The organism is Gemmatirosa kalamazoonensis, assembly GCF_000522985.1.
In the GTDB taxonomy this organism is placed as follows: Bacteria; Gemmatimonadota; Gemmatimonadetes; order Gemmatimonadales; family Gemmatimonadaceae; genus Gemmatirosa; species Gemmatirosa kalamazoonensis.
On record NZ_CP007130.1, the window covers coordinates 131,876 to 148,259 of the forward strand.

The 16,384-nt window shown below is 70.3% G+C and carries 15 protein-coding genes; 7 read left to right on the forward strand and 8 right to left on the reverse strand.

Annotation, left to right across the window (positions count from 1 at the left end):
- Positions 1–7 precede the first annotated feature (7 nt).
- From fsa to J421_RS28470, 4 genes are all read right to left on the reverse strand, one after another.
- A complete protein-coding gene (fsa, locus tag J421_RS28455; protein ID WP_025414516.1) occupies positions 8–694 on the reverse strand; it encodes a fructose-6-phosphate aldolase in 687 nt (228 codons plus the stop codon).
- Positions 691–1,047: a DUF488 domain-containing protein gene (locus tag J421_RS28460; RefSeq protein WP_025414517.1), complete on the reverse strand. Its 357-nt coding sequence runs from the start codon at positions 1,045–1,047 to the stop codon at positions 691–693. The genes fsa and J421_RS28460 overlap by 4 nt, the downstream gene beginning before the upstream one ends.
- Positions 1,048–1,761: 714 nt before the next feature.
- Complete coding sequence (locus J421_RS28465) at positions 1,762–2,520, reverse strand: response regulator (RefSeq protein ID WP_158508950.1); 759 nt, start codon at positions 2,518–2,520, stop codon at positions 1,762–1,764.
- Between the two features lie 70 nt (positions 2,521–2,590).
- Positions 2,591–3,769, reverse strand: a complete 1,179-nt coding sequence (locus J421_RS28470; RefSeq protein WP_025414519.1) for an ATP-binding response regulator — start codon at positions 3,767–3,769, stop codon at positions 2,591–2,593.
- Between the two features lie 329 nt (positions 3,770–4,098).
- On the opposite strand from J421_RS28470, the gene J421_RS28475 reads away from it, so the two are divergent.
- Complete coding sequence (locus tag J421_RS28475; RefSeq protein ID WP_148306603.1) at positions 4,099–4,461, forward strand: hypothetical protein; 363 nt, start codon at positions 4,099–4,101, stop codon at positions 4,459–4,461.
- Positions 4,458–4,931 carry a hypothetical protein gene (locus J421_RS32415; RefSeq protein WP_148306604.1) on the forward strand — a complete coding sequence of 158 codons (474 nt, stop codon included), beginning with the start codon at positions 4,458–4,460 and terminating at the stop codon, positions 4,929–4,931. The genes J421_RS28475 and J421_RS32415 overlap by 4 nt, the downstream gene beginning before the upstream one ends.
- On the opposite strand, the gene J421_RS28485 is transcribed toward J421_RS32415, so the two are convergent.
- A complete protein-coding gene (locus J421_RS28485; protein WP_104023443.1) occupies positions 4,900–5,130 on the reverse strand; it encodes a hypervirulence associated TUDOR domain-containing protein in 231 nt (76 codons plus the stop codon). The genes J421_RS32415 and J421_RS28485 overlap by 32 nt on opposite strands.
- Here J421_RS28485 and J421_RS28490 point away from each other — a divergent pair.
- From J421_RS28490 to J421_RS28510, 4 genes are all read left to right on the forward strand, one after another.
- The gene (locus J421_RS28490) at positions 5,129–6,154 is read left to right on the forward strand and encodes a DNA-3-methyladenine glycosylase family protein (RefSeq protein ID WP_104023444.1); all 1,026 of its coding nucleotides are present in this window, start codon (positions 5,129–5,131) and stop codon (positions 6,152–6,154) included. The two genes, J421_RS28485 and J421_RS28490, sit on opposite strands and share 2 nt — an antisense overlap.
- Before the next feature lie 848 nt (positions 6,155–7,002).
- A complete protein-coding gene (gene ctaD, locus J421_RS28500; RefSeq protein ID WP_236646390.1) occupies positions 7,003–8,979 on the forward strand; it encodes a cytochrome c oxidase subunit I in 1,977 nt (658 codons plus the stop codon).
- 11 nt (positions 8,980–8,990) lie between these two features.
- Complete coding sequence (locus J421_RS28505; protein ID WP_025414526.1) at positions 8,991–9,845, forward strand: P-loop NTPase; 855 nt, start codon at positions 8,991–8,993, stop codon at positions 9,843–9,845.
- A 34-nt stretch (positions 9,846–9,879) separates the two neighbouring features.
- On the forward strand, positions 9,880–10,323 hold the full coding sequence (locus J421_RS28510) for a group III truncated hemoglobin (protein WP_025414527.1): 444 nt from the start codon (positions 9,880–9,882) through the stop codon (positions 10,321–10,323).
- A gap of 1,012 nt (positions 10,324–11,335) precedes the next feature.
- Here the strand turns inward: J421_RS28510 and J421_RS28515 are convergent.
- Together J421_RS28515 and J421_RS28520 are read right to left on the reverse strand one after the other, a co-directional pair.
- Positions 11,336–12,721: a serine hydrolase domain-containing protein gene (locus J421_RS28515; protein ID WP_158508954.1), complete on the reverse strand. Its 1,386-nt coding sequence runs from the start codon at positions 12,719–12,721 to the stop codon at positions 11,336–11,338.
- 168 nt (positions 12,722–12,889) lie between these two features.
- Positions 12,890–13,672, reverse strand: coding sequence for an AraC family transcriptional regulator (locus J421_RS28520; protein WP_025414529.1), 783 nt, complete (start codon positions 13,670–13,672; stop codon positions 12,890–12,892).
- Positions 13,673–14,013: 341 nt separating this feature from the next.
- Between J421_RS28520 and J421_RS28525 the strand changes: the two genes are divergently transcribed.
- A complete protein-coding gene (locus J421_RS28525; protein WP_025414530.1) occupies positions 14,014–14,748 on the forward strand; it encodes a phosphotransferase enzyme family protein in 735 nt (244 codons plus the stop codon).
- A 426-nt stretch (positions 14,749–15,174) separates the two neighbouring features.
- Here J421_RS28525 and J421_RS28530 read toward each other — a convergent pair whose 3' ends face one another.
- Positions 15,175–16,302, reverse strand: a complete 1,128-nt coding sequence (locus tag J421_RS28530; protein ID WP_158508956.1) for a YbfB/YjiJ family MFS transporter — start codon at positions 16,300–16,302, stop codon at positions 15,175–15,177.
- Between the last annotated feature and the right edge of the window lie 82 nt (positions 16,303–16,384).

A 16,384-nucleotide genomic window follows, 5' to 3' on the forward strand; every position in this document is an offset into this window, starting at 1 on the left:
ACCTCTCCTACGCGTGTTGAGGTATCGCACTCGCGGCCGTCGGGCGCGCGCCGCCGTGCACCGCCTGCCAGTCCTGCCGGAATCGCACGATGCCGGCCTCCGTGAGGGGGTGCCGGATCATCCGCCGAAGCACCTCGTTAGGCACGGTCGCGATGTGCGCCCCGGCGAGCGCCGCCTCGGTCACGTGGCGCGGACTCCGGATGGACGCGACGAGCACCTCCACCGGCAGACCGTGAAGCCGCACGATCGCGGCGATGTCGCGCACCGTCTCCATGCCGTCCTCGTTGATGTCGTCGAGCCGTCCGACGAACGGCGACAGAAACGACGCGCCGGCCTTCGCCGCGAGCAGCCCCTGATTCGCGCTGAAGATCAGCGTGCAGTTCGTCATGACGTGTTCGTGTGCGAGGCGCGCGATGGCCTCCAGGCCCGCCTCGCACATCGGGACCTTGACGACGACGTTCGGCGCCAGCGCGGCGAAGTGGCGCCCCTCGCGCAACATGCCGTCGACCTCCTCGGCGACGACTTCGGCACTCACGGGGCCCGGCGTGATCCGGCAGATCTGCGTGAGCACGTCGTCGTAGCTGCCGCCCACCTTGGCGAACAGCGTCGGATTCGTCGTCACACCGTCCAGCACACCCCAACGCGCTGCCTGGCGGATCGCGTCGATGTCGGCCGTATCGGGGAAGAGTTTCACGGCAGGCCCCCGCATGCGAGGAGGTGGTCTCGCAGCGCGACAGCCGCGTTGTGTTTCGTGTCGCGTGCGCTGTAGACGAGGGTCGTGGGTCCGCTCCGCGCCGCAGCGAGCAGCGGCTCGACCGCCTTCGCGTGCTTGCGTAGCTCGGCGAAGTACCGACGCCGGAACTCTTCCCATCGCCGGGGATCGTGCCCGAACCAGCGACGCAGCTCGGGGCTCGGCGCCACGTCCTTGAGCCAGCCGTCGAGCGGCAGGTCCGCCTTCCGTACGCCGCGCGGCCACAGCCGTTCGACCAGAAAGCGTGCGCCATCGCTCGCCTCGGCCGCGTCATACGCACGCTTCAGCGCGATCATGTCCGTTCAGCTCCTGCCCCGCGGTGGAGTGTGCCGCCTCATCGCTCGGTCGTCCCGGTGATTGCCGTGCGTCGCGGTACGTCGCGGTACGTCGCCGTACGCGAGCCAAGGGTAGACTCGCGCTCCAGCCAGCGCCGTCGGACCACCGTGCCACGCGCGTCGGATGAAGTCCGACAGGAGCGGTCTCGCGCGGAACTCGAGCGGATTCGCGTGAATGCCTAACGGCAGCATGTCGTCGGGGAGGTCCCGCCGCCGACGCGGATTCCTCCGACAGTCCCGCCGCGGGCGCCGGCTAACGTGATCGTACAGGCACCGGAGACACCATGGCGCAGTTCTGGAAGGGATTGGAACGGCGCACGCGCGGAGCGAGCGTCAATCGGCGAGCGCACGTGCGCGCCGCGTGGGCGTGCGTGCGGGTCGAGAGCGTCGACTACGCGGATCGCGGCGGCGCGGTCATCGCGCGCGTGTGGGTGCGACTCGGTGCGCTGGCGCCGGCCGACGTCGCGGTGGAGCTCGTGACGCCGTCGCGCGGCGGGTGTCGCATGTGGTGCGAGCAGTCGTACCACAACGGGAGCTTCGCCTACACGGCCAGCATGGCGCGCGTGGCAGACGAGACCGAGGACACACCCGAGACGTGGACGGTGCGCGTCACGCCCGCGCGTCGGTGGATTGGCGTGCACGGCCTTCCGCCGGTCGTCGGCGGAGTCGCCCGCGTCACTTCCGGATCAGGTCCAGCGAGAGCGCCAGCCTCACATACTCGGTGCGGTGCGTGATGCCCAGCTTCTTCTCGATGCGCTGCTTATAGGTGTCGACCGTCTTGGGACTGATGTCGAGCTGCTGGCCGATCTCCACGCCGCTGTAGCCTTCGGCCATCAAGGTGACGACACGCTGCTCACGCTCGCTCAGCGACTGGAAGGCGAGCCGCCGCGCGTCCGGCGCGGCACTCTGGCGTACGGACCCCGCCAACAGACGCGCCACGTGCGGCCGCACGTACGTGTCGCCGGACGCGACCACGCGAATCGCCGCCACGAGCTCGCGACCCGCGGCCTCCTTCGACAGGTAGCCGGTCGCGCCGTCCTTGAGGAGCGGGATCAGCTGGTCTTCCTCGGCATGCATGCTCAGGATGAGTACCTTCGGCGGATGCTCGAGCGCACACAGCGCACGCGTCGCCGTCGCGCCGTCGCCGCCGGGCATGTCCAGGTCCAGCACGACGACGTCGGGTGCGAGCTGCTCGGCCAGCGCGACGGCCTCGACTCCGTTCGACCCGTCGCCCACGACGGTGACGTCCGGCGTCTTCTCCAGGAGCGCCCGAAGCCCCACCCGTAACACGGCGTGATCGTCGACGAGCACCACGCGCACGGGCGCCTCGCGCAGGCTCACGCCGCGCCGCGCGTAAGGGCGTGCGGCGAGCGCCGCGGCCACTGCCTGCAGGGAGTCGGCCGATCCCGAGCCGGCCGGTGGAACAACGGACATTGCGACCTCCAACGAGACGTGTACAACGCGCACGGCGACGGGGCCGTGCGTCGAGCACTTGCCGGAGCGGTCACGGCTGCTCCGGCAACACGAACGTGAACGTGCTGCCGACGCCCGGTCGGCTCTCGACCTCGATACGTCCGCCATGCCCCTCGGCGATGCCCTGCGCGATGACGAGGCCGAGCCCCGCCCCGCCGCGCCCCGTCTCATGGGCCTGCCAGAACCGGTCGAACAATCTCGGCATGTTCTCGGGGGCGATGCCACAGCCGGTGTCCTCGACCCGGAACCGGACAGCGTTGTCACCTCGGCTCACCGCGAGCGAGACGCGACCGCCGCGCGGCGTGAACTTGATCGCGTTCCCCACCAGGTTGCCGACCGCCTGCACGACCCGATCGACGTCGGCGTCGACCCACAGCGCCGACTCCGTCCGCTCGACCACCAGCGTCACGCCAGCGCCCGCCGCGGACGGCGCGAACATCGACCAGAGCATCTCCGTGATCGCCTGCGCGGTCATCGGCTCCCGATGGATGGTCAGCCCCCCGGCTTCGATCGCCGTGACGTCGAGCAGGTCCCGGATGATGCGCAGCGCCCACTCGCTCGATCGCACGATGGCGCTCGCCAGAACGGACGGATCGCCGCTCCCGTCGAGCAGCGCGTTCCCCGACACCGCGATGGCGGTGAGCGGGCTGCGCAGGTCGTGCGAGACCATGCCGAGGACCTCGTCGCGGACACGCGTCGCTCGCTCCGCTGCGGCGCGCGCCTCGCGTTCCCGCACTAGCAATCCCTCGCGCTCGCGGCGCAGGCGTTGACGTTCGATCGCGTGCCGAACGGCGTGGCGCACGACGCGCCCGTCGTCCTGTCGCTTGGTCAGATAGTCCTGCGCGCCGGCCTTCACGGCCGCGACCGCGAGCGCGTCGTCGGCGGCTTCCGCCATCACCACGACCGGGACGTCGGGTGCCGCGGCGACCAGGGTCGCCACGCCGGCGAGGCCGCGGCCATCAGGCAGCGACAGGTCGAACAGGACGACGTCGAACCGTAGGCGCGCGAGCCGCTCGCACGCCTGCGCCATCCGCGACACGCGCTCGACGTCGCCGGTGCTCCTGCACTCGGCGCAGTCGCCGAAGTATCCCGCGATCGTCGCCGCATCCGCCGCGTCGTGCTCGACGAGCAGCACGCGCAGGCGACGCGGTGCGTCGTGAGTCGTGGGCGGCGCGGCCGGCGCCGCTCGGTCCGTCGAGCTCGTGATCATGACGCTCTCTGCGAGGAAAACCGGCTCCCGGCATGGCCCCGACCGGTACCGCAAGCTCTCCCCGGTGTCGGCCGGTTGCTGTCAGATATACGCCGACAGCGCGTCAAACGCTCCGATAGCCACGCCACCCCGCCGTGCCAACCTCCAGTCCGGAGGGCGGTGCAGCTTCTGTCGGACAATCCGGTCGCCATCGGCACGCTGCTCCGACAGACCGGTCCTTCGCGCTGGCCTAACCTGCGAGGGAAGGCGGTGCCGCCTGCGGCATCCGGGAACGTCTCCCAACCACCCCGCGTCCAGTACAGGGGCGCGAACCGAGCGGGAAGGCCAACATGCGAGAAGACATCGAGTCCCGCGACACACGACGCAACGGTCCGATGACGTCACGAATGGACGGCATCGAAGATCTCATCGGCGGATCCTCGCCGACGGATGCGCGCGTGCGCGCGGTCGACCATCACCAGGTTGAAGGCCGGCACTTCCACTGGCCTGAGACCGAGCGGACGCGCGCCGTGTGGGTCGACTGGGAGTGGCGCGCCTGGGGTGTCGGCCAACGCGCCAGGGCCGCCGTGCGCCGTGCCTGGCAGAGCCTCATGACGCGCGGTCACGGCCATGACGTGGGGGGTGATCACGGCGATCATCCGATGCACGTGACGCCGGCACCCATCGACGAGCCGCGTGTGCCGCGGCCATGACGTCGCGCGAGACGCGCACATCGGCTGCGGCCGCGCGGCCGGAGCCCGACGTCGCGGTCGACGCCGTTGGGCTGGGCTACCGCGTGTGCGGCGGCCGACTCCACGTGAGTTACCCGCATCGCGGAAGCGATGGAGAAGTCACCTACCGGAGCGGCTTCGCGCTCGGCGCACTACCCCCCGCGTACTGGACGGATCCGCCGAACGCCATCACCGCGGCGCGCGTCGCCCTTTGGACGGCGCTGATCGGGTACCTCCGCGCGTGCGCGCCGCGTGGCGACGGCGTCGCGGCACGGAGGCACCCATCCGCCCCCAGCGAGGAGGATGTCGATGCCGCCTCGGACATGAGCTTTCCGGCCAGTGACCCGCCGGCGTGGATGGGGTCCATGGCGTGCATCGCGTCCGGCGACGCCGAACGGCGCCCGGGCGTGTCCGAATCGCCTAACGCTTCCGCCGCGAAGCGAGCTTCCTGAGCGCCGAGCCTTTGTGCATCGCGATGTGGTCGGTCAGGTCGCTCTGGATCTCGTACTGCGGTTCCTCGGGGCTCGCGTGGACCGTATAGCCTTTGAACCGGATCGGCGACGTCACGACCCGAATGATCGTACCGCGAACGCGACCCGCCTCCGAGTTCCAGCTCACGTGATCGCCGCGCTCGAACCGACAGGCCCTCATGACGAACGCCTCCGCATGGGTCGATAGGACCGTGTCGCAATCGCGGGACCAAGCCACTCCACGTGACGACGCGAGCGCCCAGGTGGCGAGTAGGCGTGACGCGCTATCGGTCACGCCGCCGTATCGCCTCGATCTCACGGCGAGCGCGCTGCGGCGCCTGCCTAGCAACGTCGTAGACGTGCTGACGCCGGATGGAGCTTACCTGCGCGTTCTCGCCGGCGCGCACGGTCATGTCGTCGTACACGTCTCACAGACCGGACCCACACGGCTCGAGCTGCTGATCACCGGCGACGTGCGTGACCACGCTGTCGCGCGCGACGCGGCCCGTCGGATGCTCGGCGTACGCTGCGATCTCACGTCGTTCGATCGAGCGTCGGCGCGGATTCCGTGGCTCGCGCCGCTGGCCAGGCGCATGCGCGGCCTGAAGCCGCCGCGCTACGCGTGTCTCTGGGAAGCGTTCGTGAACGCCATCGTGTTCCAGCAGGTGAGCCTGGCCGCGGCGAGCGCGATCACGCAGCGGCTCGTCGTCGCGCTCGGGGCGCCCCTACTGTACGCGGGTGTGCCGCTCTACGTATTCCCGAGCGCGGAGCAGGTGCTCGGCGCCGATGACGCTCTTCTGCACGCGACCGGGCTCAGTGCGAGCAAGCGCGTGACGCTGCGCCGCGTCGCGACCGCCATCGTAGCCGGCTCGATGTCCGAACGACTGCTCGCGGCCTGCACGAGCCCGCAGGCCGCGGCGCGCCTCTCCGAGATCAAGGGGATCGGACCATGGTCGGCCGCGGTCATCCTCCTCCGGGGTCTCGGGCGGCTCGACGTCTTTCCCGCTAACGACAGCAGCGTGCGTCGCAACATCGTCATGATGGCCCCGTCGCAGCGCGTCGACCTCGTACGGACGGTCGCCGCGTTGCAGCCGCAGCAAGGCCTGCTGTATTACCATCTGCTGCTCGCGCGCCTGGAAGCCCGAGGCGGCCTGGGAGCCGCGTCGGTGTCAGCGCTCGGCCGCGCTCCGGCTATCTCCTCGTGACCGTTCGCGTGGAGCCCGATTACCGCCTCCGCCTAACGGTTGTCGATACGGCACCGGGTCGCCAGTACCATCGTGGCGTGTCGGATGAATCCCGCCGTCGCCACCAAGACTGTCCGACAGACGGGTGAGCGCGTGCAGCCTAGTCTGACTCGCCACGGGCCGCTCGCCGGGAACCCAGGCGTTCGGCGCGGACCGGGATACGCGGACCCAATCGAGTCGGAGAACCGCCGCCGTGTCGAGACCGAGGGAGTGCGACATCATCCGGAGCGGCCGCGTGCGCACGCTCCGCGTGGATCTAAGTGGCTCGGTAGACGCTGTGGGAAGGCTCGGCCGACGCGTGCAGGCGCTCGCACGCCGCGTCCGGGCCATGCTGTCCCCGTGGGTTCGCGCCGGCGAGGATGACACGACCGCGCGGTCCTCGCTTGCAGAGGGGGGTGTTGAACGGGTGCGGTCTGGCCTGGCGTGGCGTGCCCCACGGACGCGGCGCGAGGAGCTTCGATTCGACGGCCACCGTGCCGATTCGCTTGCGTTAGGCCTCGGTGCGTCTCGCCGCCCCAACCGGCGAGCAGGGCAGCCGTCACCCCGATCCCTCGGCGCGACGACGGGGTCGCGGTGCGTGGACGTCAGCCGCACAGACTTCGGCCCACCCGCGCCGTCGGGCACCCTGATGCCGGACCACTCGTGGCTCGGGTGGTGGCCGATGACGGGCTGGCACTTCGGGTTGCTGATCCAGGCGATGGCGCCGCTCAGCGCAAGCGCGCTCGCGAGCGCGCTTGCGGAACAGAGCGCGAACGATCCGAGGCACGTCCGCCCCCGCGCCTGACATGCACGCGATCAGTCAGCCAGCCGTGGCACCCCGCCCCGTCCTCCGCGCTCAGACGTCCGATGGCGTGTGGGGCTGGATCACCACGGTCGATCACAAGCGAATCGGGAAACTCTATCTCTTCACATCCCTCTTCTTCTTTCTCGTCGGCGGGATCGAGGCGGGGCTGATTCGCGCGCAGCTGGCGGGGCCCAACATGCGCGTGCTCTCGGCCGAGACGTACAACCAGATCTTCACGATGCACGGCACGACCATGATCTTCCTCGCCGTCATGCCACTCGCGGCGGCGTTCTTCAACTTCCTGGTCCCGCTGCAGATCGGCGCGCGCGACGTGGCGTTCCCGCGGCTTAACGCCTTCTCGTATTGGATCTATCTGTTAGGCGGCATCATCATCACGGTGCCGATCTTCTTCCGCGCCGCGCCCGACGGCGGGTGGTTCAACTACGCGCCGCTGTCCACGAAGCAGTCGTCGCCCGGGATCAACGTCGACTTCTGGGCGGTGGGCGTGCAGATCCTGGGGCTCTCCACACTGGCGGCGTCGATAAACTTCATCACGACGATCCTGAACCTGCGCGCGCCGGGCATGAACCTGATGCGCATGCCGCAGTTCACGTGGAACGTGCTCGTCGTGCAGTTCATGGTGCTGCTTGCCTTTCCGGTGCTCACGATCGCTGTGCAGTTCCTCATCTTCGACCGCTTCTTCGGGACGAACTTCTACACCACGGCGGCGGGTGCCGACCCACTGCTCTGGCAGCACCTGTTCTGGATCTTCGGCCACCCCGAGGTCTACATCCTCATCCTGCCGGCGTTCGGGCTCACGTCGGAGGTGGTGCCCGTGTTCAGCCGCAAGCCGCTGTTCGGCTACCCGGCGATGATCTACGCGACCATCCTGATCGGGTTCTTCGGCTTCGGCGTGTGGGCGCACCACATGTTCGCCGCGGGGATGGGCCCCGTCGCCGACGCGGCGTTCAGCCTGACGACGATGCTGATCGCGATCCCGACAGGCGTGAAGATCTTCAACTGGATCTCCACGATGTGGGGCGGTTCGATCCGCTTCACGACGGCGATGCTCTTCGCGATCGGGCTCGTGTCGTCGTTCACGATTGGCGGCATCTCCGGCGTGATGCACGCGTCGCCGCCGGCGGACCTGCAGCAGACCGACACGTACTTCATCGTCGCGCACATCCACTACGTGCTGTTCGGCGGGTCGATGTTCGGCCTGTTCGCCGGCATCTATCACTACTTCCCCAAGATGTTCGGTCGCCTGCTCGACGAGCGACTGGGCAAGGCGCACTTCTGGCTGGCGCTGGTCGGACTGCACGTGACCTTCTTCCCGATGCACTTCTCGGGGCTGTTAGGCATGCCGCGCCGCATCTACACGTACGACGCGTCGCAGGGGTACACGGGCTTCAACCAGATCGCGACGGCGGGCTACGGTTTCCTGTTCGTCTCCGTTCTGATCTTCCTGTACAATGCGGCCCGCAGCATGCGCTCCGGCCGCGTCGCCGGGAACGACCCCTGGCAGGCGGGCACGCTCGAGTGGAGCATCTCGTCGCCGCCGCCGGACTACAACTTCGCCGAACTCCCGCGCGTGACGTCGCGCTACCCACTCTGGGATCTCACGCAGCCGGAGCTCACGCGCGAGGTGCCACACTCGACGCGCGGGGACGAGCGGTTAGGCATCTCGGTCGCGGCCGGCATGAACGGCCAAGAAGTCGCCGTGACGCACCCGAACCCCGCGATCAGCGGGCGCGAGATCGCCGGGGCTGGCATGCACGAGGAGCCGGCGGTCCAGCGCACGGCTCACGAGCTGGGCATCCTGATGCCCACGCCGACGATCATGCCGCTCGTGTGCGCGGGCGGCGTGGCGGTAATGTTCTGCGGCCTCTTGGTGCTCGAGCGCAGCACCGCGGCGGGCGTCGGCGTCATGGTGTGCGGGGCGGTCTGGTGGGTGTCCGCACTCTATGGCTGGCTCACCACGCCGCTCGAGCGCGCGGCCTGACGCGGCCTGAGATGCCGTCGAGCGCGCTGCCGCTGGCGTCGGTGCATCCGGGCGGCGCTCCGCGCCGCGACCCCTGGGCAGGCCAGGTGCGGCTCGCCCGCGTCCGCCGCGTGATCGCGGTTGGCGCGGGCAAGGGAGGAGTCGGCAAGAGCACCGTCGCCGTGAACCTCGCGCTGGCACTCGCCGCCGAAGGGATTCGCGTGGGGCTGCTCGACGCCGACATCTACGGCCCGAGCATGCCGATCCTGCTCGGTATCACGGCTTGCATGGCGCGGGCGCGCGTAACGCCAGAGCGGCATATCGTGCCGCTGCTCGCACACGGGCTACCGTTCGTGAGCTTCGGGTTCTTCCTCGGGGCCGGGGCTCCGGTCGTATGGCGTGGGCCGATGGTCGCCAAGGCCGTACGGCAGTTCGCGACGGGCGTCGCCTGGCCTGAGCTCGACCTCCTCGTCGTCGACCTCCCGCCAGGCACCGGCGACGTACCGCTCTCGCTCGCGCAAGCTCTCGCGCTCGATGGCGCGGTGGTGGTCACCCAGCCGGCCCGCGTCGCCGCGGTCGAAGCCGAGAAGGCCGCCGCCCTGTTCCGGGCATTAGAGGTACCCGTGTTGGGTATCGTCGAGAACATGACCGGGCCGTTCGGACGGGGCGGCGGGCGTGCCGTTGCCGACACACTTGAAGTCCCGTTCCTCGGCGAGATTCCGTTCGACAGTGCCGTAGTCTCGGACGGCGATGCGGGCACCCCGACGGTCCTCACGCGGCCGCAGAGCGCCGCGGCACTCGCTCTGCAGACCATCGCGCGGCGCGTGGCGGAGTCGTTGGGGTGGCAGCACATCGACGGCGACGGGGCGCGTGATTCCTCCGCGTAGGTCAGTTCGTAGATCACGCCGCGCCCCGACCACCGTGTCGCGCACGCTGCCGATCACCACCAAGACGTCCGACACGCCCGAGCCGTCCGCGACGGCCGAGACATCGGGTGCGCTGCCCGACGTAGACGATGACGTACTGATCCCGCTGCTGACCGCCTTCTACGCCGCGATCGAGCGCGACGACGTCCTGCGGCCGTACTTCGCCGGGCTCGATATGGCGACGCACATCCCGCGGATCGCCGACTTCTGGTCGACCGTGCTGCTCCTCTCCCGGCGGTATCAGGGCAATGCGTTCCGGCCGCATCTCGAGATGCCGGGCCTGAGCGCGGGGCACTTTCGGCGGTGGCTGGCGACGCTCGAGGCCACCATCGACGCGCGGCACGCCGGGCCCGTCGCCGAGCAGATGAAGACCCTCGGACACCGCATCGCGCACAGCATGCAGCTCCGGCTCGGTATCGCACCGGACTCGGCTACATGAGTCGGGCGCCGTCGTACTTCGTTAGGCACCCGAAGCCGGCGCACCCGCGCGACCTTGCCGACCACGAGTGCCTCAACTGGCACGCGGCGCCGGACGCGCCGCCTGACCGGTGGGAGTTCACGGAGCAGGGCCCCGACCGCCCGCGCAAGGTCGCCGTGGCGGCCCGGCGCGCGTCCTGTCGACGGACGCGGCGTTCACAACCTCCATCGCGCGCGACAGGGGCTCGGCGTGACCATGGCCCTCGAGCACCGGGTGCGCGGCGAGGTGGCGCAGGGGGCGCTCGTTCTCAGTGCTGCAGCAGTTCCCGGCGCCGCACCTCGGTTACCACCTGTATTACCCGCAGCGCCGCCACGGCTCGCCAGTGATGCGCGCGCTCATCGACTACGTGCATCGCGAAGCGACCGACCAGCCGATGGCCCCACCGCCTGTCACTCGGCACCTGCGGCGGGGGTAAGATTCGCCTTTGAAATGAGTTAGGCTGGCGTTAGGCACTCGCCGCGGCACAGACGTCCGGGCACAAAGTCCAATACGCCTGTTACGTGCGAGAAGCCGCGCGTTCGCATCAACCTACGCGCGAGAATCCCAACGGGCGCGCTGAGCTACCGGCGCGATGCCTAGCGAGCATACCACGAGCTGCTCGCGAGAGCCCGGGCTCTCACGCGTACCACCGGCACAACAGGAGCGGCGCCGCGAGGTCGCTCGACTGCCCTTCGCCGACGCGCTTCTTACGGCCGGTGGATGACCACATGAATCGCTCGTGGTGGTTAGACGCTCGATGCCACGGGACATGACCGGCCCCACGGCGGCTGGCGTGAAATGTCAGGCGCGCTCTGTCTCGATCGCCATGCTCGCGCCGTTAGATGTCCAGGCGCGCCGTGGGATTCGTTCGCACGACGACCGCGATCGTCTCACGGGAACCAGAGAACGAGTCGGCTCGGCACGCGAGCTTGTAGATCGCGCTCCAGCCGTACGGCTTCGCCAGGCTGAAGACGCCTAGCTATAGCTATAATAGCTAGCGTCGCCCACTGGAGACGCGCCGTGCCGTCATCGCGCGCCGCCCGTCGCTCCACGCGAGCGCGCGTACGCTGGCCGACCCGTCACGCCGGAACTCGAGCGTGAGCGGTGTCGCCCCGCGTGCCGGCAGCCCGACGAAGCGCAGCGGCCCCACGGGGAAGTACATCGTCTCGCGCGGCAGCGAGTCGGCAGCGGCGACGTACAGATATCCCTGGCCGGTCGCGGCGCGCAGCTCCACGGCGCCGCCCGCGGCAGCCTCGTACCGGCCGGCGAGTGCGGCGAGTGCGCGGTCGCCTAACGGCGTCACCCGCGGCGGGAGCGGCAGCGGCGTCTCGCCCAGCGCGAGGCGCGTGAGCCCCTCGTTCAACAGGTCGCGCCACCGGTGGCGCCGGTCGTTGTTGACCCAGACGATCACGACGTCCTGCCGCGGGTAGTGCAGCAGCTGCGAATGGAAACCCGGCGTGTCGCCCCCCTTCGAGACCACCGGCGCGCCGTTCCGCCCGTGCGGCTCGTAGCGCCACCCGTACGCCTCGGTGGCCGTGGAGTCGAGGAGTCGCGCGCGCTGGGCGGGGGGCAGCAGCGTCTCGCCAAACAACGCCACGTGCCAGCGGTACACGTCGCCCACCGTGGCGATCCAGCCGCCGGCGCCGCGGCTGCCCCAGACGAGCGGGCGATCCGGCACCAACTCCGGTGGGTGCCCTGGCGCGGCGACGTAGCCGCGTGCGCGCCGACGGGCCCACGCGGGCTCCCAGCTGAACGCCGCATCGATCCCGGCCGGGCGCAGCAGTACGTCGCGCACGTAGTCGGCGTACGGGCGCCCCGACGCCTCCTCCACGATCGCCGCGAGCAGGCTCACCCCCGCGTTCGTGTAGCGGTACCGCTCCCCCGGCGCGCTCTCTGCCGGCGTGTCGCGCATCTGCGTCATGAAGACGCGGCGGCTCGTGTCTCCGACCGGCGCGCCGTCCGCAACCAGCCCCGAGGTGTGCTTGGCGAGGTGCTCTACCGTCGCCCCGGCCTTCGACGGCGGCATCGGCCCGAGCCAGCGAGAAAGCAGGTCCGTGGTGGAGAGCCGTCCTTCCGCCTCGAGCGCGAGGACCGCCGCTCCGGTGAGCGTCTTCGTGATCGACCCAAAGTCGTAATAGGTCGTCGGGCCGTTGGGCACACGCGCCTCGCGATCCGCCCACCCGTAGCCCTTGAGGAGCACCACCGCGCCACGTCGCACCACGAGCGCCGTGCCTCCGTAGCCGTACTCGGCGTAACGTTCGAGCAGGCTGTCGAGCCGGGCGCCGAGGGCACCGGCGACCACCGTGGTATCTAGCCGGGGAGGCACCGGCCCTGCCGCATGCTGGGCGCGTGCGGCGACCGGGAGTGAGAGCAGCGACATCGCTGCGAGTGTGCGTGAACGCATCGTAACGGCCAGGGTGGGAGTCAACTCCCGACCATGCGGCCTGGGCGCAACGTCGTCTTGTACGGATGGAACCTCCGATCTCGTCTGATCTCGGCGCCCGGCGGGGCTGGACCTCAGTCTAACGAGCGCGGGGAAGACGCCAGGTCACCGCGCCGCACCGACGAGCGATCGGTAGGCCGACGGCGTCACCCCCGTGGCGCGCCGGAACGTGCGGCACAGGTGCGCGTGGTCGAAAAACCCCGCCTCGCACGCCGTCGCGGCGAGCGGGCGGCCCGCTCCAGCCGCGGCGCGCGCCGCAGCGCGCTGGAGCCGGAGCCGCTGCGCGTACTCGGTGACCGAGCACCCCACGTAACGGCGGAACTGCCGCGCGAGGTACACCGGGTGCACCCCGGCCGACGCGGCGAGCTCGCGCACGCGCGGCGTGTCCGCGCCCGCGTCGTCGAGCTTCTCGCGCACCACGCGCAGCCACCGCGGCGCGCCACCACGCGCGCCGCTGTCGGCACCGCTGTCGGCGCCGCTGTCCGCCGGCTCGACCAGCGCGGCGAGCACGTCGAACGTCGCGCGCTCCACGGCGTCGCCGCTGCCGGGGCGACGCGCAAGGCCAAGTAGGCGGAGGAATGGTGGAACCGCCCGCCCTGCATGCTCCCAGCGCCACGTCGCGAGTCGCCGCTCGAGCGCCAGCAGCTCTGTCCCAGCCGGCTCGTCGAGCAGCACCTGGAGCATGTGCGCCCCCGCGGGCCCGAACTCGTTGGCGTGCTCCGTCCCCGCCGGCTTGACGACGACGCTGAGCGCCCGTCCCACCTCGTCGGCGCGTCCCACCCGCTCGCGCACCGCGCCGGCGAGCACGAGCGACACCCCCGTGGTGGCGTGGACGTGTTGCGGCTGCAGGACGCCCGGCAAGTAGTGCTTCTCGGTGACTTGGATCATCACAAGTCGTACGCGTGCCCGCACGCGGCTGTTGCGAGGGGGCGGGCTCCTGCGGTCGCGGCCGTCGCGGCCGTCGCCGCCGCTTCGCCGCCGGACGGGCGATGAGCGAGGAAGCGACGGCTTAAGCGTCGCCCTACGCGCGAAAGTCCGTCGCGACTGCGTGCACGTGCGCGCGAGAAGCCGAACGTACGACGGGTCGACGCGCGCACGAGAAGCACACGCCGAACGCGTCCAGCCGGCAAGACGGCCCTCTACGTTCTGATCCGGGGGCGAAGCGCTGCGGAGAGCCGTTCGGCAGCTACTCTGTGATACACACCGGTCTCAGTTAGGCAGGAGCCCAAATGGGATGGGAGGCACTCGAGCAGTGGGGTGCCGACGTCGCTCGCATCGAACCGCTCGCTGGCGGAGTCGCCAACGACGTGTGGAGCGTGCGCGTCAACAGGCGCCTGGCGGTCGGTCGTCTCGGCGCCACGAGCGACCCCGATCTCGCGTGGGAGACCGGACTCCTCCAGCACCTCGACCGTGAAGGTCTGACCGTGCCGGTGCCGATCCCGACCGCGGACGGCCGGCTGTTCGCCGACGGTGTGGTGGTGATGTCCTACGTGGAGGGTGGACCGCCCCAGACGGCGGCCGACTGGCGTCGCGTGGCTGACACGCTCCACCGGCTGCACCGGGTGACGCGGGGCTGGCCGCAGCGCCCCGGCTGGCGCTCGTCGACCGACCTGCTGCACGCCGAGACCGGGACGAAGATTGACCTCGGCGCGATGCCGCCCGAGGGCGTTGCTCGCTGCCGAGCCGCGTGGGCGCGGCTCGTCGGCCGTCAGACCTGCGTCGTCCACGGCAACCCCGCCAACCCCGGCAACATCCGCATGACTGCGGGGCGGGTCGCGCTGATCGACTGGGACGAGTCACACGTCGATGTCCCCGACCTCGACCTGGTGCTGCGCCACAACGCCGCCGGTCTCGACGACGCCGCGCACGACGTCGCTGCGCAAGCGTCGGCCGCATGGGAAGCCGCCGTCTGCTGGGGCGACGCGTACGCCGTCAAACGGCTCGCCGACGTTCGAGCGGTCTGAGCGCAGAATGCCGCGATAGGCGCTCTACTCGCGAGAAGCCAATCATGCGCGCTGCCTAACGAGCCGTGTTGACGTACGCGCGAGAATCCGATCGTACGTACGTCGAACCGCGCGACACGTCAGATGCTCACCGCGCCGGCACTGGGCGGATCGCCTGCCGGGCGCTAGCGCGAGGCGCAGCCGCGTCGCCAACGTGGCTACGCACGTCGTGGCCCCAGGCAGTGCGCGCATGCGGGCCACGATGTTTTTCCGGTACCCAGGCCAGACGCGCCGCCCCGCGCCACAGCTCCGCGATCGTGCGCGCGGAATCGAAACGCCCGAAATCGCGCTGCGCTCGCGAGTCTCGGTGCGCGCAAACGACCGGACGTGTTCGCCGCGACAGCACGGAGTGGACTGTCGACGCCCGACATCGAATGACACTACGATTCAGGTGTTCGAGGGCAAGTACTCGTGATGCGGCTGCAGCAGCGTCACCAGCGCCGCACCCGCGAGTAGGATCGGCGACAGCCAGAGACCCGTAGACAGCCTACCGGCGCCGTCGGAGAGCAAGCCGGAGAGCATCGGCCCGGCGCTCTGCCCGGCAGCGAACGCCGTCGTCAACCCGGCGATGCCCGCCGTCCACGCGTGCGGCGCGAGGCTCCGCCGACTCAGTGCCGTGACCGCGGTCGGTCCCGCCATGAAGCTGCCGCCGAAGATCACCGCGGACGCGAAGGCCGCCGCCGCGCCGGGCGCGACGAGCACCGGGATCGTGCCCACCAGCGCCACGGCCGAGACGAGTGCCAGCCCGCGTCCGCCGCGCACCCGCGCGAGTAGCGGCCCCCACGCGAGCGTCGAGACCACAGACGCGACGCCCAGCACCAACCAGAAGGCGACGGTGACCCAGGCGGCGAGGTGACGCGCCCGCAGCAGCGCGATGACGAACGTCATGTAGCTCACGTAGCCCGCGCCGAACAGGAAGTAGCCGCCGAACGTCGCGCCGAGTCGCGCGATCTCTCGCCGCGACAGCGCGGCGGTGCCGGCGTGCGCGTGCTCCGGCGTGGCCTTCGCCGCCAGCCAAGCCGGCGGCAGCGCGAGCAGCGAGAGGACGCCTAACAAGAGCCAGCCACCGCGCCAGCTCCGGTCCTGCGCGAGCGCCACGGGTACCGCGAGGCCTGACAGGACGATGCCGATCCCCACTCCGGCGAAGTACACCGGCAGCAGCGCGGGCTTCACGCGTGAGGCGAGCGAGGATCCCACCACGAACGCCACCGCGGTCGACACGCCGCCGATCGCACGAAGCAGCACGAGCACGGTGTAGTCGTCGGTCGTCCCGGTGAGCAGCAGTACGAGCGCGCTGATGGCGAGGCTGACGACGAAGGCCTGGCGGATGCCGAACCGCCGGGCCCACCACGCGGCGGACAGAGCGCCGACGATGTAGCCCGACGCGTTGGCGGTGTTCATGCCGCCCGCACGCGTGTAGTTCCAGCCGAGTGCCTCGCGCATCGGCGGCAGCAGCAGCGCGTAGGCGAAGCGCGAGAAGCCGAGCGCGATGATCGGCGCGACGGCCAATCCCAACGCGATCAGTAGGTGATGCCGGTGCTCGCGGTGGTTTCGCGCGTGCTGTGACCCGTGTACGGAGCCGTCCACGTGCGCGGCC